This window comes from Rhizobium sp. NXC14 (assembly GCF_002117485.1).
Classification (GTDB): Bacteria; Pseudomonadota; Alphaproteobacteria; order Rhizobiales; family Rhizobiaceae; genus Rhizobium.
Map to the genome: position 1 here is coordinate 595,111 of NZ_CP021032.1, position 19,166 is coordinate 614,276.

General features: G+C 60.8%; 23 protein-coding genes and 1 pseudogene. 14 read left to right on the forward strand and 10 right to left on the reverse strand.

Translation table 11 applies throughout. The features are described 5' to 3' along the window. Positions 1 to 11 precede the first annotated feature (11 nt). Positions 12 to 824: a DeoR/GlpR family DNA-binding transcription regulator gene (locus NXC14_RS27105; RefSeq protein WP_085781088.1), complete on the reverse strand. Its 813-nt coding sequence runs from the start codon at positions 822 to 824 to the stop codon at positions 12 to 14. Between the two features lie 202 nt (positions 825 to 1,026). On the opposite strand from NXC14_RS27105, the gene NXC14_RS27110 reads away from it, so the two are divergent. Continuing rightward, a complete protein-coding gene (locus NXC14_RS27110; protein WP_085781089.1) occupies positions 1,027 to 3,123 on the forward strand; it encodes a bifunctional rhamnulose-1-phosphate aldolase/short-chain dehydrogenase in 2,097 nt (698 codons plus the stop codon). A gap of 215 nt (positions 3,124 to 3,338) precedes the next feature. Next, positions 3,339 to 4,631 carry an L-rhamnose catabolism isomerase gene (gene rhaI, locus NXC14_RS27115; RefSeq protein WP_085781090.1) on the forward strand — a complete coding sequence of 431 codons (1,293 nt, stop codon included), beginning with the start codon at positions 3,339 to 3,341 and terminating at the stop codon, positions 4,629 to 4,631. A 65-nt stretch (positions 4,632 to 4,696) separates the two neighbouring features. Here the strand turns inward: rhaI and NXC14_RS27120 are convergent, their stop codons facing one another. Beyond that, on the reverse strand, positions 4,697 to 5,155 hold the full coding sequence (locus NXC14_RS27120) for a carboxymuconolactone decarboxylase family protein (protein ID WP_085781091.1): 459 nt from the start codon (positions 5,153 to 5,155) through the stop codon (positions 4,697 to 4,699). 108 nt (positions 5,156 to 5,263) lie between these two features. On the opposite strand from NXC14_RS27120, the gene NXC14_RS27125 reads away from it, so the two are divergent. Both NXC14_RS27125 and NXC14_RS27130 read left to right on the forward strand, forming a co-directional pair. Further along, positions 5,264 to 6,133: a sigma-70 family RNA polymerase sigma factor gene (locus NXC14_RS27125; protein ID WP_085781092.1), complete on the forward strand. Its 870-nt coding sequence runs from the start codon at positions 5,264 to 5,266 to the stop codon at positions 6,131 to 6,133. A gap of 171 nt (positions 6,134 to 6,304) precedes the next feature. Further along, positions 6,305 to 7,513, forward strand: coding sequence for an amidohydrolase/deacetylase family metallohydrolase (locus NXC14_RS27130; protein ID WP_085781290.1), 1,209 nt, complete (start codon positions 6,305 to 6,307; stop codon positions 7,511 to 7,513). 24 nt (positions 7,514 to 7,537) lie between these two features. On the opposite strand, the pseudogene NXC14_RS27135 reads toward NXC14_RS27130, so the two are convergent. The 5 genes and pseudogenes from NXC14_RS27135 to NXC14_RS27155 form a co-directional block, all read right to left on the reverse strand. Continuing rightward, positions 7,538 to 7,982: pseudogene (locus NXC14_RS27135) on the reverse strand (type II toxin-antitoxin system VapC family toxin). Beyond that, a complete protein-coding gene (locus NXC14_RS27140) occupies positions 7,979 to 8,233 on the reverse strand; it encodes a plasmid stabilization protein (protein WP_085781291.1) in 255 nt (84 codons plus the stop codon). The pseudogene NXC14_RS27135 and the gene NXC14_RS27140 overlap by 4 nt, the downstream one beginning before the upstream one ends. Positions 8,234 to 8,321: 88 nt before the next feature. Continuing rightward, positions 8,322 to 9,161, reverse strand: coding sequence for an IclR family transcriptional regulator (locus NXC14_RS27145; protein WP_085781093.1), 840 nt, complete (start codon positions 9,159 to 9,161; stop codon positions 8,322 to 8,324). 153 nt (positions 9,162 to 9,314) lie between these two features. Then, complete coding sequence (locus tag NXC14_RS27150) at positions 9,315 to 9,737, reverse strand: type II toxin-antitoxin system VapC family toxin (RefSeq protein ID WP_085781094.1); 423 nt, start codon at positions 9,735 to 9,737, stop codon at positions 9,315 to 9,317. Next, complete coding sequence (locus tag NXC14_RS27155; RefSeq protein WP_085781292.1) at positions 9,737 to 9,985, reverse strand: type II toxin-antitoxin system prevent-host-death family antitoxin; 249 nt, start codon at positions 9,983 to 9,985, stop codon at positions 9,737 to 9,739. Before NXC14_RS27155 ends, NXC14_RS27150 begins: the two co-directional genes overlap by 1 nt. Positions 9,986 to 10,100: 115 nt before the next feature. Here NXC14_RS27155 and NXC14_RS27160 point away from each other — a divergent pair, with 115 nt between their 5' ends. Then, the gene (locus tag NXC14_RS27160; protein ID WP_085781095.1) at positions 10,101 to 10,958 is read left to right on the forward strand and encodes an SDR family oxidoreductase; all 858 of its coding nucleotides are present in this window, start codon (positions 10,101 to 10,103) and stop codon (positions 10,956 to 10,958) included. A 97-nt stretch (positions 10,959 to 11,055) separates the two neighbouring features. Here NXC14_RS27160 and NXC14_RS32745 read toward each other — a convergent pair whose 3' ends face one another. Next, on the reverse strand, positions 11,056 to 11,232 hold the full coding sequence (locus NXC14_RS32745; protein WP_157131511.1) for a hypothetical protein: 177 nt from the start codon (positions 11,230 to 11,232) through the stop codon (positions 11,056 to 11,058). A 73-nt stretch (positions 11,233 to 11,305) separates the two neighbouring features. Then, positions 11,306 to 11,521 carry a hypothetical protein gene (locus NXC14_RS27165; RefSeq protein ID WP_085781096.1) on the reverse strand — a complete coding sequence of 72 codons (216 nt, stop codon included), beginning with the start codon at positions 11,519 to 11,521 and terminating at the stop codon, positions 11,306 to 11,308. A gap of 126 nt (positions 11,522 to 11,647) precedes the next feature. Between NXC14_RS27165 and NXC14_RS27170 the strand changes: the two genes are divergently transcribed. Together NXC14_RS27170 and NXC14_RS27175 are read left to right on the forward strand one after the other, a co-directional pair. Beyond that, entirely contained in the window at positions 11,648 to 12,271 is a 624-nt protein-coding gene (locus NXC14_RS27170) for a TetR/AcrR family transcriptional regulator (RefSeq protein WP_085781097.1), read from the forward strand. A 64-nt stretch (positions 12,272 to 12,335) separates the two neighbouring features. Further along, complete coding sequence (locus tag NXC14_RS27175) at positions 12,336 to 12,536, forward strand: hypothetical protein (RefSeq protein ID WP_085781098.1); 201 nt, start codon at positions 12,336 to 12,338, stop codon at positions 12,534 to 12,536. 1 nt (position 12,537) lies between these two features. Here the strand turns inward: NXC14_RS27175 and NXC14_RS27180 are convergent, their stop codons facing one another. Further along, positions 12,538 to 13,074, reverse strand: a complete 537-nt coding sequence (locus NXC14_RS27180; protein WP_085781099.1) for a prepilin peptidase — start codon at positions 13,072 to 13,074, stop codon at positions 12,538 to 12,540. A 257-nt stretch (positions 13,075 to 13,331) separates the two neighbouring features. Here NXC14_RS27180 and NXC14_RS27185 point away from each other — a divergent pair, with 257 nt between their 5' ends. The 7 genes from NXC14_RS27185 to NXC14_RS27215 all read left to right on the forward strand — a co-directional run bounded on the left by NXC14_RS27185 (position 13,332) and on the right by NXC14_RS27215 (position 19,159). Then, the gene (locus tag NXC14_RS27185) at positions 13,332 to 13,526 is read left to right on the forward strand and encodes a hypothetical protein (protein WP_085781100.1); all 195 of its coding nucleotides are present in this window, start codon (positions 13,332 to 13,334) and stop codon (positions 13,524 to 13,526) included. A gap of 97 nt (positions 13,527 to 13,623) precedes the next feature. Continuing rightward, on the forward strand, positions 13,624 to 14,538 hold the full coding sequence (gene cpaB, locus NXC14_RS27190) for a Flp pilus assembly protein CpaB (protein ID WP_085781101.1): 915 nt from the start codon (positions 13,624 to 13,626) through the stop codon (positions 14,536 to 14,538). Positions 14,539 to 14,593: 55 nt separating this feature from the next. Then, positions 14,594 to 16,084: a type II and III secretion system protein family protein gene (locus NXC14_RS27195; RefSeq protein WP_085781102.1), complete on the forward strand. Its 1,491-nt coding sequence runs from the start codon at positions 14,594 to 14,596 to the stop codon at positions 16,082 to 16,084. Then, complete coding sequence (locus NXC14_RS27200; protein WP_085781103.1) at positions 16,068 to 16,373, forward strand: hypothetical protein; 306 nt, start codon at positions 16,068 to 16,070, stop codon at positions 16,371 to 16,373. The genes NXC14_RS27195 and NXC14_RS27200 overlap by 17 nt, the downstream gene beginning before the upstream one ends. A 91-nt stretch (positions 16,374 to 16,464) precedes the next feature. Next, positions 16,465 to 18,066, forward strand: coding sequence for a TadE/TadG family type IV pilus assembly protein (locus NXC14_RS27205; protein ID WP_085781104.1), 1,602 nt, complete (start codon positions 16,465 to 16,467; stop codon positions 18,064 to 18,066). Continuing rightward, complete coding sequence (locus tag NXC14_RS27210) at positions 18,063 to 18,542, forward strand: TadE/TadG family type IV pilus assembly protein (RefSeq protein ID WP_085781105.1); 480 nt, start codon at positions 18,063 to 18,065, stop codon at positions 18,540 to 18,542. The genes NXC14_RS27205 and NXC14_RS27210 overlap by 4 nt, the downstream gene beginning before the upstream one ends. Continuing rightward, a complete protein-coding gene (locus NXC14_RS27215) occupies positions 18,536 to 19,159 on the forward strand; it encodes a TadE/TadG family type IV pilus assembly protein (RefSeq protein WP_085781106.1) in 624 nt (207 codons plus the stop codon). Before NXC14_RS27210 ends, NXC14_RS27215 begins: the two co-directional genes overlap by 7 nt. The last annotated feature ends 7 nt before the right edge of the window (positions 19,160 to 19,166 follow it).

The following is a 19,166-nucleotide window of genomic DNA, read 5'->3' on the forward strand; positions in this document are numbered from 1 at the left end:
TCGGCGGCGCCTCACGCGACCGACGAGGAATCCTCCTTCACAAGCTGGGTCACCGGGCTGGCGACGACGAGCCGAACGCCGGCATTCTCGACCATGCGAGCTGCCTCGTCGGTAATCCCGTCATCGGTGATGACGACAGAGACGCGGTCGAGCGCGCAGAGAATGAGGCTCGACCGGCGATTGAATTTGCTTGAATCGACCATGACGATGAGTTCGTCGGCCTGGTGCATCAGCTTCTGCTCGCTCTGGATGATGAGGGCATCCGCCTCCATGATGCCGAGCGGGCCGACGCCCTGCGCGCCGATGAACATGCGTCGCGCATAAAAATTGCGGATAGCGTCATTGTCGAACGGCGACAGGATGAGGCTCTGTTCACGATAGATCGCGCCGCCCGGCACCGTCACCGTGTTCTTGGAATGCTTCACCAGATGTTCGGCGATGGCAAAAGAGTTGGTCATCACCTGCATGCGATGGCCGGCCATGTAATGCACCATCTGGAAGGTCGTGGTGCCGCCATTGATAATGATGGCGTCGCCGGCCTCGCAGAGATCGACCGCGGCGCGTGCAATTGCGCGTTTTTTATCGATGTTGACCGATTCTGAAACCCGGAATGGGCGGCCGGCGAGATTGCCGAGCTGCGGCGGGTGCACCGCCTCCGCTCCGCCGCGGACACGACGGATCTTGCCCTGCACATGAAGAGCCGCAATGTCGCGCCGGATTGTCGCTTCAGAAGCTTCCGTCAATTCGGAAATGTCCTGGATCGTGACGACGGATTTTTCCTGAACGGCGCTCAAGATGATGCGATGACGTTCGCGTTCGTGCATTGGGCTCCTCCTCTTGTCGTATTTATTTCGTATCCGTTAAAACCTGTCAATCATAAACGATCATAAATTTTCATATTGCGCTGCACAATAATCGAATTTGATCGTTTTCGATTGACAAACTCCATTTTCATGAGCGATACCGGTCAGCGAAGAGGAGCGCGAACCATCGCGTCCCGATAATGATTTCATATGGGAGGATGACATGGCGGCGAACGTCCGGCTTCTGGAAAACCGGTGGGATGAGGGTTACGCGGCAGGCCTCGACGAACCCGGCAAGCTTCTCTATCGCTCAAATCTGCTCGGCGCCGACAAGCGCATCACCAATTACGGTGGCGGCAATACCTCGGCCAAGGTCATGGAGACCGATCCGCTGACCGGCGAGAAGGTCAAGGTTCTCTGGGTCAAGGGCTCGGGCGGCGATGTCGGCACCATCAAGCTCGACGGCTTCGCCACACTCTACCAGGACAAGCTGGAATCGCTGAAGGGCATCTACAAAGGTGTCGAGGACGAGGACCGCATGGTCGGCTTCCTGCCGCACTGCACCTTTAACCTCAATGGCCGCGCCGCCTCGATTGATACGCCGCTGCACGGCTTCGTGCCTTTCACCCATGTCGATCACATGCATCCCGATGCGATCATTGCGATCGCCGCCTCGAAAAACTCCCGCGAGCTGACTCAGCGGATCTTCGGCGACGAGATCGGCTGGCTGCCCTGGCGCCGTCCGGGCTTCCAGCTCGGCCTCGATCTCGAAGCCTTCGTCAAGGCGAACCCGAACGCCAAGGGCGTCGTGCTCGAAAGCCATGGTCTCTTCACCTGGGCAAACGACGCCAAGGCCTGCTACGAGCTGACGCTCGATATCATCAACAAGGCGATTGAATGGTTCGCCGCTCAAACCGAGGGCAAGACGATCTTCGGCGGCGCGGTCGTGCAGAGTCTGCCGGTTGCCGAACGCCGGGCTATCGCCGCTCGCCTGATGCCCGAAATTCGCGGTCGCATCGGCAAGCAGGAGCGCAAGCTCGGCCATTTCGACGATCAGGACGCCGTGCTCGAATTCGTCAACTCCCGCGACCTGCGGCCGCTCGGCGCGCTCGGCACCAGCTGCCCCGATCATTTCCTGCGCACCAAGATCCGGCCGCTGATCATCGATTTCGACCCGGCCAAACCGGATGTCGACGCGATCGTCGCGGGTCTCGACAAGGCGCTGGAGGATTACCGCGCCGACTACGCCCGCTATTACAACGACTGCAAACATGACAATTCGCCCGCCATGCGCGACGCCAATCCCGTCATCTTCCTGGTGCCGGGTGTCGGCATGTTGTCCTTCGCCCGCGACAAGGCGACGGCCCGCATCGCCAGCGAATTCTACGTCAACGCCATCAACGTCATGCGCGGCGCCTCGACGGTCTCGGAATATCAGGGACTGCCGGAGCAGGAAGCCTTTGACATCGAATATTGGCTACTCGAAGAGGCCAAGCTGCAGCGCATGCCGAAGCCGAAGAGCCTTGCCGGCAAGGTCGCCTTCGTCACCGGCGGTGCCGGCGGCATCGGCCGGGCGACGGCGGCGCGCCTCGTCGGCGAGGGCGCCTGTGTGGTGCTCGCCGATATCGATCAGGCGGCACTTGAATCGACTGAAGCCGAGTTCGTGAAGAAGTACGGCTCGGACGCCGTGCGCACCACCAAGCTCGACGTCACCAAGGAAGATGCCGTTATCGCGTCCTTCGCCGAATCCTGCGTGGAATTCGGCGGCATCGACATCCTCATTTCGAATGCCGGTATCGCCTCGTCGGCGCCGATTGAAACGACGGAACTTTCGACGTGGAACCGCAATATCGACATTCTGGCGACCGGTTATTTCCTCGTTTCGCGTGAGGCCTTCCGGCTGTTCCGCCGTCAGGCGCTCGGCGGCAATATCGTCTTCATTGCATCGAAGAACGGTCTTGCCGCTTCGCCGAACGCGTCCGCCTATTGCACGGCGAAGGCGGCTGAAATCCATCTCGCCCGCTGCCTGGCGCTGGAAGGCGCCGATGCCGGCATCCGCGTCAACACCGTCAATCCCGATGCAGTCCTGCGTGGCTCGAAGATCTGGAGCGGCGAGTGGCGCGAGCAGCGTGCGGCCTCCTCGAAGATCGAGGTCGACGAGCTGGAGGAACATTACCGCAAGCGGTCGATGCTGAAGCTCAACGTCTTCCCGGAAGATATCGCCGAGGCGGTCTACTTCCTGGCGTCAGATCTATCGGCGAAATCGACCGGCAACATCATCAACGTCGACGCCGGCAACGTTCAGAGTTTTACGCGCTGATTTTTGACTGGGGGCGGATGCGTCTGCCCCTCACCCTAACCCTCTCCCCGTTCAGACGGGGAGAGGGGACTTGCCCAACGAAATGTTGGAGTGAGACGGAGACGGCGCGGCATATCACCTTCTCCCCGTCTGAACGGGGAGAAGGTGCCGGCAGGCGGATGGGGGGCGGCCGTACGGCAGTTCCAATGTAGAAATTGCAGAACCGGGAGGAAAAAATGGCCGAGTTCAGGATCGCGCAGGATCTGGTTGCGAGCGAAAACGACAAGCGGGCAGCCGCGCTGAAAGCCGATTACGAGGCGCTGGGGGCGACGCTTGATCGCCGCGGCGTCGATATAGAGGCGGTGACACGCAAGGTGGCGGAGTTCTTCGTCGCCGTTCCTTCCTGGGGCGTGGGCACCGGCGGCACGCGTTTCGCCCGCTTTCCCGGCACCGGCGAACCGCGCGGCATCTTCGACAAGCTCGACGATTGCGCCGTCATCAATCAGCTGACGCAGGCAACGCCGAATGTGTCGCTGCATATTCCCTGGGACAAAGCGGATGCACGGGAGTTGAAGGCCAAGGGTGATGCGCTCGGCCTCGGCTTCGACGCAATGAATTCGAACACCTTTTCCGACGCGCCGGGGCAGGCTTATTCCTACAAATACGGTTCGCTTAGCCACACCGACGCGGCAACACGCGCCCAGGCGGTCGAGCATAATCTCGAATGCATCGAGATCGGCAAAGCGATCGGCTCCAAGGCGCTGACCGTCTGGATCGGCGATGGGTCGAACTTCCCCGGCCAGAGCAATTTCACCAAGGCATTCGAGCGTTATCTTGCCTCGATGGCCGACATTTACAAGGCGCTGCCCGACGACTGGAAGCTGTTCTCCGAGCACAAAATGTACGAGCCGGCCTTCTATTCGACGATCGTTCAGGACTGGGGCACCAATTATCTGATCGCCCAGACCCTCGGCCCGAAAGCCCAGTGCCTCGTCGATCTCGGCCACCATGCGCCGAACACCAATATCGAGATGATCGTCGCCCGGCTGATCCAGTTCGGGAAGCTCGGCGGCTTCCACTTCAACGATTCGAAATATGGCGACGATGATCTCGATGCCGGCGTGATCGATCCCTACCGGCTGTTCCTGGTTTTCAACGAGCTGGTGGATGCCGAGCAGCGCGGCGTCAACGATTTCAATCCGGCCCACATGATCGACCAGTCGCACAATGTCACCGATCCGATCGAGAGCCTGATCAACAGCGCCAACGAAATCCGCCGCGCCTATGCGCAGGCGCTCCTCGTCGACCGGAAGGCCCTCGTGGGCTACCAAGAGGACAATGACGCGCTGATGGCGTCAGAAACGCTGAAGCGCGCCTATCGCGCCGATGTCGAGCCGATCCTTGCCGAGGCCCGCCGCCGGGCCGGCGGCGCGATCGACCCGATCGCGGCCTATCGCGCCAGCGGCTACCGCAACAAGGTGGCAGCCGAACGTCCGGCTTCCGTTGCCGGTGGCGGCGGTATCATTTGAGCTGCCGGGCCGAATAAAGGCGTGATCGCCGGCAGCATCGTTGAAACGCCGCCGGCAATCGCCGCTCACGGTTTCCAGGCGCCGGCGATCTGGCGGGTGGCGATGTTCAGCCGGTTCCAGACATTGATATTGGCGATGGCGATGACAAGCGCGGCAAGGCTGCGGCCGTCATAATGCCGGGTCGCCTCGTCCCAGATCTCGTCAGGCACCGGGTCGGCGCGGTCGCTGGTGCGGGTCACCGCCTCGGTCAAGGCGAGAGCGGCGCGTTCAGCCTCGCTATAATAGGGAGCGTCGCGCCAGCCGGCGACGGCAAAGAGCCGCTCATCCGTTTCGCCGTGTTTGCGGGCAATGCGCCAATGACCATCGATGCAGACGCTGCAGCCGTTGATCTGGCTGGCGCGCAGATTGACGAGTTCGAGCAGCCTTGGCGAAAGGCCTGTTTCGGTCGGCACCTTGCTGAGCGCATTGAGCGCCTGCATGGCTTCTGGAAGCACGAGGGCGGGATTTCCCATTCTCTCCTGCATGATAGGTCTCCTTGATGGGTTTAGGGTGCGACGAACCGCCGGCGCTGTCACACCGGCCCGGTTTCATTCGTCATTGATGTGACGGAACGCAGCGAAGGAATGTGACGGATGAACGAGAATAATTGGCTGGCCGATCAATTCGAAGCCAACCGGGCGCATCTGAAGGCGGCCGCCTATCGCATGCTGGGGTCGCGCAGCGAGGCCGAAGACGCGGTTCAGGAGGCCTGGCTGCGGCTCACCCGCGCGGATAGGACTGACGTCGGCAATCTCGCCGGCTGGCTGACGACGGTGGTGGCGCGCATCTGCCTCGATATGCTGCGTGCCCGCAAGACCCGGCGCGAGGAGCCGCTGGAGACATCGGTCCATGCAGCGATCGCCGATCCGGCCAAGGATCCGGAACGCGACGCCTCCTTCGCCGATTCGGTGGGCGTGGCGCTGCTCGTCGTGTTGCAGACGCTGGCGCCTGCCGAACGAGTTGCCTTCGTGCTGCACGACATGTTCGATCTTCCCTTCGAAGAAATTGCGCCGATTATCGGCCGGTCATCCGCCGCCGCCCGTCAGCTCGCGAGCCGTGCCCGCCGCCGGGTGCAGGGCGCGGACGAGACGCCGGATGTCGATCTCGGCCGCAAACGAACGATTGCGGAGGCCTTTCTGACGGCTTCGCGCAGCGGCGATCTGCAGGCGCTGATTGCGGTGCTCGCTCCAGATGTCGTGTTTCGCCTGGATGCGACGGCGGCGCGTTTCGGCGCCTTCGGCGAAAGACGCGGCGCATCCGAAGTGGCAGAGTTGTTCAAGGGCCGGGCGCAGGCGGCAGAGATCGCCATAGTCGACGGCGAGCTTGGCTTCGTCGTGCGCATCGCGGGTCAGATCCGCGTCGTGGTGGCGTTTACTATCGCCGACGACAGGATTGCGGCAATCGAAGCCATCGCCGATCCAGACCACCTCAAACGGCTTGAATATTCGATCCTGCGGGATTGAAATCGCTGGAAAAATTTGCCGCTCCTTGACGGCGAGTGCGGCTGAGAACGAGCGCGCTGGCGCCGTTCCCGTGCGGCTGGCTGCGCTTCATTTCTCTTGACAGCAGTCTCTTCGATTTTATTCTATTATAAGGATTAACATGTCATAACTATGGAATTTGCAAATATGATCATGTCGGGCGACCAGGCGAAGAAGCCGCTTCTCCTCACCAATGTCAGACCGACGGCTTTCGGTGCGGGCGCATCCGAGGGGGTGATCGACATTCTCGTCAATGCCGACGGCCGCATCGCCCGGATCGGTCCATCGCTTCCAGCCGCTGAGGATGTGACACGCATCGACGGCAAGGGGGCTTTCATTTCGCCGGGCTGGATCGATCTGCACGTCCACATCTGGCATGGCGGCACCGACATCTCCATCCGCCCGTCCGAATGCGGTCTCGAGCGCGGCGTCACCACCCTGGTCGACGCCGGTTCGGCCGGCGAGGCGAATTTCCATGGCTTCCGCGAGTATATCATCGAGCCCTCGCGCGAGCGCATCAAGGCCTTCCTGAACCTGGGCTCGATCGGTCTCGTCGCCTGCAACCGCGTCGCCGAGCTCAGGGATATCAGAGATATCGATCTCGACCGCATTCTCCAAGTCTACGCTGAAAACAGCGAGCACATCGTCGGCATCAAGGTGCGCGCCAGCCACGTCATCACCGGCTCCTGGGGTGTCACTCCCGTCAAGCTCGGCAAGAAGATCGCCAAGATCCTGAAAGTGCCGATGATGGTCCATGTCGGCGAGCCGCCGGCGCTTTATGACGAAGTGCTTGAAATTCTCGGCCCCGGTGACGTCGTCACCCATTGCTTCAACGGGAAGGCCGGTTCGAGCCTCATGGAGGATGAGGATCTTTTCAATCTCGCCGAGCGCTGCGCCTCCGAAGGCATCCGCCTCGACATCGGCCATGGCGGCGCCTCCTTCTCCTTCAAGGTCGCCGAAGCGGCGATCGCGCGCGGGCTTCTGCCGTTCTCGATCTCGACCGACCTGCACGGCCATTCGATGAACTTTCCGGTCTGGGACCTGGCAACGACGATGTCGAAGCTGCTGAGCGTCGGCATGCCCTTCGACAAGGTCGTGGAAGCAGTCACCCATGCGCCGGCCTCGGTCATCAAGCTGTCGATGGAGAACCGGCTTGCGGTTGGCGCGCAAGCCGAATTCACCGTTTTCGACCTCGTCGAGTCCGAACTCGAGGCGACGGATTCGAATGGTGATGTCTCGGTCCTCAACAAGCTGTTCGAGCCACGCTATGCGGTGATGGGTGCCGAGGCCGTCGCCGCCAGCCGCTACGTGCCGCGGGCGCGCAGGCTGGTGCGCCACAGCCACGGCTATTCCTACAGATAGAATCCGCCGCGAGGCGGGGTTCGATCATAAATTCTCCCGAGAGGCCTCAGATGATCGATGGTTCCAGGGATTTACGACAGTCAGTCCCGCCGCCTCGAAGGGGCTTATATCGCGTGTCGCGACAACAAAGCCCTTCGAAGCGGCGATGGCGGCGATATCCGTCCGGCGTCGGGAAGCCTTTGCCGTTCGTTCTAGCTCTGACGGCAAGGTCGGCATAATGCCGGGCCGCTCCGACGTCGAATGGCAATACCCGATCCCCAAAGAGTGCTAGTAAGCCGCCAAACATCTCGGTCAGGGCCGCTTTGCGTCGATTGTCCGGTAAGGCGCCGATGCCGAACATCAATTCGGCCAAGGTAACACTCGACAAATACAGCGTTTCCGCGGCTTGCTCGTTGAGCCACGCGCGCACAGCCAAACTGGGCGTCGGTTTCATCGTCTCGGAAAGCACATTCGTATCGAGTACGATCATTCAAACCTCAAGGGCTCCGCCGCCGCCCTTTCGCGCAGCTGATCAAGCACCTCGAGATCATCATTGGTAAGCGCCAATTGCCGGCCGAGTTCAGCCAAAGCGTCTCCCATGCGAATGCGCTGCTCGGGCTTTACGGCATTTTCCAGGATTTCGCGAACTTCCGCCTCGGTGCTGCGGCCATGCATCGCCGCCCGGACACGTAATGCGCGATGCACGTCATCGGGCACGTTTCGAACTGTCAGAACGGCCATATTCAGACCCCCAAATGCTGTCAGTGACGTCAACATAGATGCAATGCAGTCAGAGGACAATCCTTCAAGGATCGTGTCCGAGCTCACGTCAGCGGTTGCGCCAACCCATCAGTTTTTCGATCCGCTCCGCAGAATTGCGCACATGCGCCGTATAATGGTTCTCGTCGGAAAAGGCCTTCTGCTCCGGCAGCACGATCGAAATGGTGGCAACGCACTGGCCCTCGCGATCGCAGATCGGCGAGGCGATGCAGGCGACCGCATAATCGGATTCGCCGGCCTGGATCGACAGGCGCGACTCGAAGGCCTTGCCGGCCGCTTCCGATAGGGTGCGTGGATCGATCTCGGCGCGGCCGGTCGGTGACGAGCGGGCGCAGCGTTTGAAAAGCTCGATGCGTTCCTCTTCGGGCAGGTGGCCGACGAGCAGGCGGCCCGACGCCGTCCAGTTGAGCGGCACCCGGGTACCGACGCGCGACGCCACCTGGAAGTGGCTCGGGCCGTCGGCCATGGCAAGCACCAGCATGTAATCGCCGTCACGGCCGCAGACCTGCACGGTTTCGCCGGCCTGGCGACAGAGATCGTGCATTTCGTGGGTGGCGATACTCATGAAATCCAGCGACCGGGCATAGGCAAGCCCGTAATGATAAAGCCGGGCGCCGAGCCAGATCGAGCCATCCGCCTGGCGCGTCAGCATATTCTTTTCGACGAGGTCGTCGACGATGACGTAGACGGTCGATAGCGGCGCCTTTACCGCCTTGGCGATGGCATAGACGCCGGCCGGCGATCCTGTTTCATAGAGATGATCGATCACCTGAAGAGCGCGGTCGATGCCGCTGACGCGGGCGCGGCGCGCGCTCTTGCCGCCGGCTTCGCCGGCAAGGCTCTCATCTTCGGAGTAAACTGCGGGCGATGTCTTTCCGTCCAATTTCATGCACCTCATGAACCCTGCGACCATATTACATTACTATGGTACAGCGGTCGCTGTGGCAAATCGCAATATTTTGTAGGTTGATCGTCGGTGCGAATGTGGCGGCGGTGGAGCCGGGAGACTGCGTGGTTTCCGCATCCGCCGATACCGCCGACCTCATAACAAGCGGTGACGCGCTCCGATGAGGCTGCAGGCTTTTGCCAGCCCCCTGTCCAGCGTGACGAGCGTGGCGTCGCTGTCGATTGCGACGGCCAGATGCAGCGCATCACCGGCACGAAGACCGATATTGAACTGTTCGATCATTCGCGCCGCTTCGATGAAGTGCGCCCGCGATATCGGCAGGCACTCGAAGCTCGTTGAACATAGTTCCTTGAACAGCGCCAAAGCTTTGCTGCGATCGGCCGGATCGATCTGTCCGTTTCTCGCCTTGACTCCGACAGCGCTTGAAAATTCGGTTATCGTCCAGCTGCTGACGGCGATCTCCTCGGTTCGACGCTCCGCCAGCCATTGCTGCACGTCGTCCGTGCGGGTTTCGACCGTCCATGCGGCGACGAGGACTGGTGTGTCGATGTAAAGCATCAATAACGATTGGTATCGCGCAGATCGCGAATGAAGGTCGCGGAATCGACCGGCTCGGCCGGTGGCTTCATCGAGGCCGTCAATGCTTTCAGCCGTTCGACATCGATCGGTTGTTTCGGCGTCTTCACCGGCACGAGCTGCGCCACCGGCTTGCCATGCCGCAATATCTCGATCGTTTCGCCGGCCTCCACCCTATTGAGCAACTCGCTCAGGTGGGCTTTTGCTTCCGCCAGGTTGACACGTGCCATCATATTGTCGCCGTGACCAACTTTCTGGTCATTTTATTCGGAAAGCGATGTGGCTGCAATGCCGTTGGAACAACCAGCCGCAGCCTGAGTTTGTCCCTCAACTCAGGAGGCTATAATGACGCATTATCCAACACCCCCTTTCCCATCCCAGAAACAGCCGATGCCGGGTTTCACCGCCCAGATGGACCCGGTTCCCGACCATGGGGAAAAAACCTATCGCGGATCCGAACGGCTGAAGGGCAAGCGGGCGATCATTACCGGCGGCGATAGTGGCATCGGCCGCGCAGTGGCAATCGCCTATGCAAGGGAAGGCGCCGATCTGTTGATTTCCTATCTCGACGAGGATGAGGATGCCGACGAGACGAAGCGGCTCGTCGAGCAGGCCGGGCGCAAGGCCGTGCTCGTCAGCGGCGATATTCAGGATCCGGCCCATTGCCGACAAATTGTCGAGACGGCGGTCAAGGAGCTCGGCGGTATCGACATTCTCGTCAACAATGCCGCGCACCAGGCAAGCTTCAAGAGCATCGACGAGATCAGCGACCAGGAGTGGGAACTGACCTTCAAGGTCAACATTCATGCGATGTTCTACCTGACCAAGGCGGCTGTCGCCCATATGAAGCCCGGCAGCGCCATCATCAACACGGCTTCGATCAATTCGGACAATCCGAACCCGACGCTGCTGGCCTATGCCACGACCAAGGGCGCGATCCAGAATTTCACCGCCGGCCTGGCCCAGCTTCTGGCCGACAAGGGCATTCGCGCCAATGCCGTGGCGCCGGGCCCGATCTGGACGCCGCTCATTCCTTCGACGCTGCCCGAAGACAGCGTCAGCAATTTCGGTAAGCAGGTACCGATGAAACGGCCGGGTCAGCCGGCCGAACTGGCCACCGCCTATGTCATGCTGGCCGATCCCTTGTCGAGCTATGTTTCCGGCACGACCATCGCGGTTACAGGCGGCAAGCCAATCCTTTAATGCATGTCGCCCGGAATTGGCGGTTCCGGGATGAAGGCATGCACGGATAGAAGGAGCTGAAGCGCGTAATCACGATCTGGCAGGATGCGCGCTTCAGTCACGGCTTGCCGTAGCCGCCGCCGGTCGGCGTCGTGACGATCACGGCGTCGCCGGCGGCGAGCAGGGCCTGGTCGCAGCGGAGAAAGTTCGAAAAGCGCGGCCTCGTGAAAGGCGCGCGGGCGGGCAAGGAGAAGTTGATCGCCGCCGCTTTCCGGCCACTACGATGAAGCAGCAAGGGCCGCCGCCCCTTTATGACGACAGCCCTTGTCGGGGGCAGGGAGAGATCCCCCGGTGTTCAGGCGGCTTTTTCAGCCGAAGCAGGCAATAGCCGGCAGATTGGCGCGGCTCGTAAGCGCTCCGATCATCTTGCCCACCGGCGTCGGGCGCGATTCGCGTTTCCCGGCGGCCGTTTCCAGGAGTTGCTTGAAGTCTTCAAGCTTCACGCCGTCGGCGCGCAACACCATGGCGATCAGGGGGTCGCGAAGGGCTTCGGATATTGTCAGGTCGTCTCTGGTCTGTCTCATGGCTTGTCCTCCTTTCGTGGGCGGTCGCCCGTGTTCCACATCCGCCGCCAACCCTCTGCGTTGACTTTCGCGGCCTGTGGTGTTACCGGTAAGTAACAATGCTGTTGTTACCGATCGGTCACATTGATGTCAAGGACTTCGTCCGCAAAAAAATCAGAAACTTCGAATGAAATCTCCGCAACCGTTTCAGAAGATCGCATCCCGCCGCGGGAGCGCATCGTCTCGACGGCCGTGGAGCTTTTCCGCGAGCGCGGCATCCGCGGCATCGGCGTCGATGCCATTGCCGATGCCGCCTCGACCAATAAGATGACGCTCTACCGGCATTTCGGCTCGAAGGACGAACTCGTCTGCGAGACGCTGCGGCGTGCCTCCGAAAGGGCCGATGCCATTTGGCGCGATCTGGAGGCCGCTCATCCCGGCGATCCCCGCGCCCAGCTCGACGCCTGGGTGGAGATGCGGGCGCAGTGTCTGAACGGCGAGCCCGCCGGCTGCGATCTCGCCAACGCCGCCATCGAGCTCAAGGGAGAAGGGCATCCCGCCCATGAAATGATCGAGAGGCACAAGGCCGCACAGCGCGATCGCTTGGCCGCGCTCTGTTCGGCAGCCGGTGCGCGCGAACCTCAACTTCTTGCCGATACGCTGACGCTGCTGCTCGAAGGCGCGCGCGTCAGCCGTCAGGCAATGGGCGCCGCCGGCTGTTGCGGCCATTTCGCCAAGGCCTGCCGAGCAGCGATCGCTTCTTTCACCTGATAGACCGGAACCTTACCGCCTCCACACCGTTTTTCCATCACCGGGACGATGTGGAGACCGGGAGATGAACCACGCCTATCTCAAGCGCCTATATGCCAGACGCGCCGAGCTCGAAGCCAAGCTCGAGCTTCACGAGGCACGCTATTGTTTTGGCGAGGAAGAGGTCGATGACGGCACCGACAGCGACCTGCGTCAGCGATTGAGCGAGGTCTCCGAGGAGATCGCCGCGCTGGAGAACAGGTCGGCCAGAGCCCTTTCAGGGTAGGTCACCGTAGCTGCAGGTGCTGCCGGATCATTGGCAAAGCCAGGGTCAGGAGCGTCGCGAAAACCATGATGACGCCATAGGGTATCTTCCGGCTCACCCGAATTTCCTCGATGCGCATGAAAAAGGCGAGATGCGCGACGGACAGCGGCACCGGCAGCCGCAGGGCCAGCAGCGTCAAAATGCCGAGGGCGAGGAGCAACACCGCAAACGGCAGCATTCCGTGCCATCCGATAAAAAGACCGATCGGCAGAAAAAGCTTGGCGTCTCCTGCGCCAAATAGCCGGAACGTCCAGAGCGCCACCCCAAGCATGAACATCAGCAGACCGGCCCCAAGGTCGCCACCAATTCCGCTCGAAGCAAATAGGGCTGCGCCGACATCCTCGGAGCCAAGCATCACGGCCAGCGCGCGTAGCGCATAAAGTGTCACGAGCGCAAGCACGAGCGTGTTGGGAATCTTCCAAGTACGGAAATCTGTCCAGGCGGCGCAGAGAAAAAGTAATACTGAAAGAGAATTAATAACAACGACCATTTCCAGCATCGGATCAACCTTTTTGGGCTATGGTAATCTACCATGTACGCTCATCGTCACTGAACATCGGCCACAGGAGTCGGCTTTTACGACCAGTTCTGCGATTTTTCGTCTTAACCATAAAGTATAGATGTCGAATGTCTGCGTATAAAACAATTGACTAAATTAGACTTAACAGATTATTAATATTTCCAGTCGAAGGGGCGGTCTCGACGACTAGTGCCGGGGGAAATACGGCGCACCACTTACCTGGGAGGTAATTCTCGATGAAAGCATTTGTAAATAGCGTACGCGCTTTCGCGCGGGAAGAAGATGGCGTCGCACTCACCGAATACCTTATTCTGCTTGCCTTGCTGGTTGGCGGCGTGATCGGGGCGGTGACACTGGCCGGCACCAACCTCGCTACCGTGTGGAACGGCTGGGCAGCTTGGTTTACGGCCAACCTGACGGCTCCAGCCTGAAGCTGGCGTTCGCAGAAGCGAGGGGTTTGTTAACCCCTCTCTTCTAAATTAGCATCAATGAATGGATGCGCTCCGTCCAGTGTAGCGAGTAACCGCGATGCGTTCTTCAACAATTTTAAGCCTCGTTATTGCATTTGTACTCGCCGCCGCCGCAGTTTTCGGCATGCGCGCGTATCTTTCCGATCAGAAGGCCAAGCTGCTGGCGATGAGCGGCGTAAAGGCGGAGGAAAGGACACTTGTTGTCGCCGCCACGCCGATGCGCTTCGGCGACCGGATCCGATCCGAAAACCTCAAGGCCATTCCGTGGCCCTCCAATGAAACACCCGCAGGCTCATTCGTCAGCATCGAGATGGTCGTCGGCAATGATGCCCAGCCCCGCTATGCCATGGCGGCGATCGACCCTGGCGAGCCGGTTCTATCCTCGAAGATCACCGGTACCGGCGAACGCGCCACGCTGTCGGCGGCGCTGGATCAGGGCATGAAGGCCGTTTCCATTCGCGTCAACGATGTGCTCGGCGTTGCGGGCTTCGTCAGGCCTTCCGATCGCGTCGACGTGCTTCTGACGCGGGTCGTGCGCGGGCAGGCGGGCAACGATCAGACCTTCGTCGACGTGCTGCTGCAAGGCGTCAAGGTCCTTGCGGTGGACCAGACGGCAGACGAGCGCAAGGACGAGCCATCCGTCGTGAAAACGGTGACCTTTGAGGTCACGACCGACGAGGCGCAGCGCCTGACCCTCGGCTCCAGTGTCGGCACGCTCTCGCTGGCGCTTCGCAATGTTGCCTCTTCCTCAGTCGAGCAGACCCGGCCGATCACCGTCGCCGACCTCGGTGGCGGGGCGATGGCGACAGAACTGGGCAAGGATTTGGAAAAGCAGTTGCCAGAGCCGGCAAAACAAGTGCAGATTGTGGAACAAAAGGTTGAGCCGGTGTTGCCGGTTGAGCCGAAGTGGGTGACAGTGGGAGTCTGGAACACGACGAAGCGCGAGGAGCACCGAGTCGGCCTGGTCCAGTGATGTTGATGCGGAATGCCGCAGGTGCGGCGAGCCGGATGAGGGGGCTAAAGCAGGCATGGCGAACGGCAAGAGAAGAATCGCGAGGACGAAAAGCCTTGCGGCACTAGCGGCAGTGTTTTCGGCCTGTGTGTGTTTAGGCCCCGGAGTTGCCGGCCGCGCCAACGCACAGGAGAAGTCCATCACTTTAGGCGAATCAGTCCAGCACGTGACCTTGCCTCCGAACGAGACGCTGACGCTCAATACAGGCCAGCCCTTCGGCGATCTTGTCATCGGCAGCGCCGATATGATCGACGTGGTGCCGCTTTCCGACAAGTCGCTGTTCATCCGCGGCAAAAAGCCCGGCGCCACCAATATTTCGGTATATGGCGACGACAAGTCGCTGCTTGGGGTCATCGACATCCGCGTTGCGAGCGATTTCAGCGAAGTCGCTTCCGCCATTCGCTCTGCCGCGCCCTCGGCTCGGGTCAGGGTCATCAACTCCAACGATCGCATTCGCCTGACAGGCTTCGTCCGTGACGGCATCGAACTGCAGCGGGTGATGGAAATCGCCCAATCCTATTCCGACCAGCCAGTGCTGAACCAGTTGCGCGTCAGTGACAGCCAGCAGGTGATGCTCGAGGTCCGTGTCATCGAAGCCTCGCGCCAGACGGGTCGTGACCTCGGGATCGGTTGGTCCGGCTATGGCAACAACAACCGCATCGGCAAGGCAACGGCCAGCCAGGGGATCACCGTTGATGACAACGGCAACTTGGCCCGTACCCTCCTTGATCCCAAGGGTGCGGCAACGGGTGCGTTGCCCTTCGGCCAGCTGATCGCCAAGGTGTTGGAAATCTCCGGCGGCCACATCGACGTTGTGATCAACGCCCTCGAGCAGAAGGGATTGGTGCGCCGCCTGGCTCAGCCGAACCTCATCGCCATGAGCGGCTCGACCGCCAGCTTTCATGCCGGCGGTGAAGTGCCGATCCTGAAGACGACGAACAACGGCACGACGGTGGCCACAGAAACGGACTATCGCCCATTCGGTGTGCGGCTGACCTTCAAGCCAGTGGTTCTTGATGATGGCCTCATCAACCTGGAGATCGAGCCTGAGGTTTCCGAGATTGATCCGTCGATCAACGTCAACGGCAATCCGGGATTCATCTCGCGCGCTGCCAGCACCACGGTCGCGCTCCGCGACGGCCAGAGCTTTGCCTTGGCGGGCCTGCTGCAGTCGATCAATGCCAAAGACATCCAGCAATTGCCGGGACTCGGGCAGATACCGGTGCTCGGCGCTCTGTTCCGTTCGACGAGTTTCCAGAAGAAGGAATCCGACCTCGTCATCGTCGTCACGCCACACATTGTGCGCCCGGCCCGCCCGGGTGAGGACCTCTACAGTCCGCTCGATCAGACGCGTTCGTCCAACGACGTCGAGCTCTTCGCGCTCGGGGTTCTGGAAGTCGACAAGGACATGCTCCGACGCTTTCGAAATGGCGTAGGTGTGACCGGGCCTTATGGCCACCGTCTCGACTTGAACCAGGGAGTCCAAGCCGTTGCTACAAAACGCTAAGCGCGTCCTTCTCGTCTTTGCGGCCGCCGGCCTCGCTTCCGGCTGCGCCGACTACATGAACCATCGCGACACGATCACCTTCGGGGTCGGCAACGCCGTGGAAGCAAACAAGGCCATCCAGATCGAGGACCCATTCCCGCCGGAAGCCCAGCGAACCCGAATCGCAAGCGACGGCAAGGTGATCCGCAGGGTGGTCACTCAATATCAGAACGGCGGGCTGGGCGTTGTTCAGCCGTCGCCGGCCATGGGGGCGAATGGGGCCTCCAACGGGGCGATCGCCAGCCAGTAGCTGGCGGAAGGCATGAACGGCGTAGCGCGCCGCAGGGGAAATGCACGAAACGGGGTCATCACGGCGATAGCGCCGTGATGGGGGGACGCCAATGCTCAGCAGGGTTGTCAGACGGTTCTGGAATGATCATCGTGGCTATGTCATCGCCTTGACGCTCATCGCCATGCCAATGCTTCTCGGCTTTTCGCTGCTGGTCATCGATGTCGGCCGCAGCAGCAACCTGCATACCGATCTCCAGAACGCGGTCGATGCGATGGCGTTGGCGGGGGCCCGGGAACTCGATGGCCGCGATGATGCCATTTCGAGGGCGCAGACGGCGATCGAGAAAATTGCCAATAGCGCGGCTTTCTCCGGCGGCGGGACCGGCATGTCGCTTGGCTCGTATATCAGCGTGAGCTATGACGCCGGCAATGATGCCGGAAGCACGGTTACCGTGCTTTTTCTGAAGAGCATCCCGGCCAATGACGATACGCCCATCCCGGCTTCGATGGAAACGACAGAGCCCAGCGAAGCTTCCTATGCCTGGGTCATCGCCAAGCCGCAAGCGATGCAGACGATCTTTCCGATACCGGTCGGCTTCAACCGCGATACGATCAACATTGCCGCCGACGCCGTGGCGGTATACCACGCCAGCGCATGCGACGTGACGCCGATCTTTATCTGCAATCCGTTCGAGCCTGCTGGCAACACCAGTGCAAGCGCAGACGCAGCTGCCGCAGCCGCCTTGCACACCAATTTTGCGGCCGGCAATCTCTACGGTCGGCAGATCGAGCTTCACAGCACCTCGTCGTCCAGTCCCGGCCCCGGCAATTTCGGCTTCCTGCGGACCCCCTTGGGCAATGGTGCGTCCGTGCTGGCGGAGGCTCTTGCCACCGGCAATCCCGGCGCCTGCTACACACAGGACAATCTTGATACCGAGACCGGCGCAATGGCGGGGCCCATCGAGGACGGGGTGAATACGCGCTTCGGCTTTTACGCCTCCTCGTTCAATAGCGCGAAGGGAGATTATCGTTACCGTCCCGCGCGAAACGTACGCTCCGCCCGGACAACCACCAAGGGAAAGCCGGATTGCGATACCTATGCTCCGGTCATGGTGGGAGACGTTGTCGGCGATGCGACCAAGGCTTTGCCGCTCGGCTACGGAGCGGCCATGAGCTCGCTTGCCGGCGGCAAGATCAGCAGCGGCAACAATTGGAACTACACGACCTATTGGAATGTCGCGCAGGGCACGGCTGCGCCCTCGGTGAGCACGGTCCTCAGCAACTACTCCAGCTATCCCCCGCAGGCGACCGGGACACCGAGCCAGCCCTCCGCCTACGACGTTTATCGTTACGAGCTTGCTAACCCATCTCTGATCAACCATGCCTCGGCGAATGGCGAAACCGGCAAACCGACAACCGGCGGCCAGTGCTATACCGGCCCGGACCTTTCGAACTATACCGCGGCTGAATATGGTGATCGCCGCGAAATCTTCTCAGCGATCGTCAATTGTGGCTATGAAGCCTCAGTCGGGCATCTGAACGGTCATAAGGCCACCCGCGCCGTGGCCTTCGCGCGCATGTTCCTGACCAAGCCGGCGATAAAGGATTCCAGCGAACGATACCTTTCCCTGGAGATGATCGACATCACCGGCAAGGGTGGTCGCGGTACGGCAGACGAATTCCTGCGGGAAGAAGCGGAGTTGGTCAGATGATGGCGCTCCGCAAGTTTATCTTGCATCAGCTTTGCCTCGGCTTCTGGCGGAGGGAGGAAGGCGCAGTGCTTGCCGAGGCGCTGCTCGCGATCCCGTTTGTGACGCTCTTTGCCGCTGCCATACTGGAGTTCGGCAGCATTTTCTGGCAGCGGATGCAGATCGACGCAGGTCTGCGGGATGCTGGGCGTTACCTCTCGCGATGCCGACCGCTGTCGGGAACTTATGTGCCGACATGCAATCAGGCAACGGCAAAGACGATCGCTTTTTACGGAACGCAGACACCTGCGGCAAACGCTCAACCGCGCGTCCCCGGCTGGAACGACCCTGCCGACATTACCATCAGTGCGCCCGATGCCGATGGGAACATTACCATTTCCACTGCGCATCTCTACCAGAGCTCGCCGGTATTCGGCTTTCTTGGAATCGACGCCATCACCCTCAGTTCCTTCCATGAAGAGAGATATATCGGATGGTGATCTTTCGGCAGATCAAGACATTCTGGCAGGACAGCAGTGGTGTCAGCCTTGTCGAAGCGTTGCTGACCTTTCCGATCGTCATGCTGGTATTCGCCGCCTTCATCGAGTTCGGCTATGCCATGTCGCAGTGGAATCAGACGGTCAAGGCACTGCAATATGGTGCCCGACTGGCGGCAGTATCAGATCCGCTGACAACCAATTTCAATGCCGTTTTCCCGACCGACGCTGCCGATCCGCTCAACAACGGCAAAGCTACTCCGAACGATGCCACGATATCGTCGACCTGCGGACCGGCTCTTGCAAACTGCACGGCGGCATTGAACCGGATCGTCCTGGGAAGCGATGGCGTTTGCAACGCGGGAACTGATCTGCACCCCGGCATTTGCGATCTCAATTGGCGTATCCAACCGCAGAATCTGGTCGTCACCTATCAGCGATCGGGACTCGGCTATTGGGGCCGCCCTGACGGGCCCGTGGTGACGATGCGGCTGGAGGTGCGCGACATCACCTTCGATCTGCCGATCCTCGGCGGGCTGTTGGGATTGAACGACGTCACCATCCCGGCCCATCCAGTAACGATCACGACGGAAGACCTGAAGACCTGCTCAACCTGCTGATTCCTTA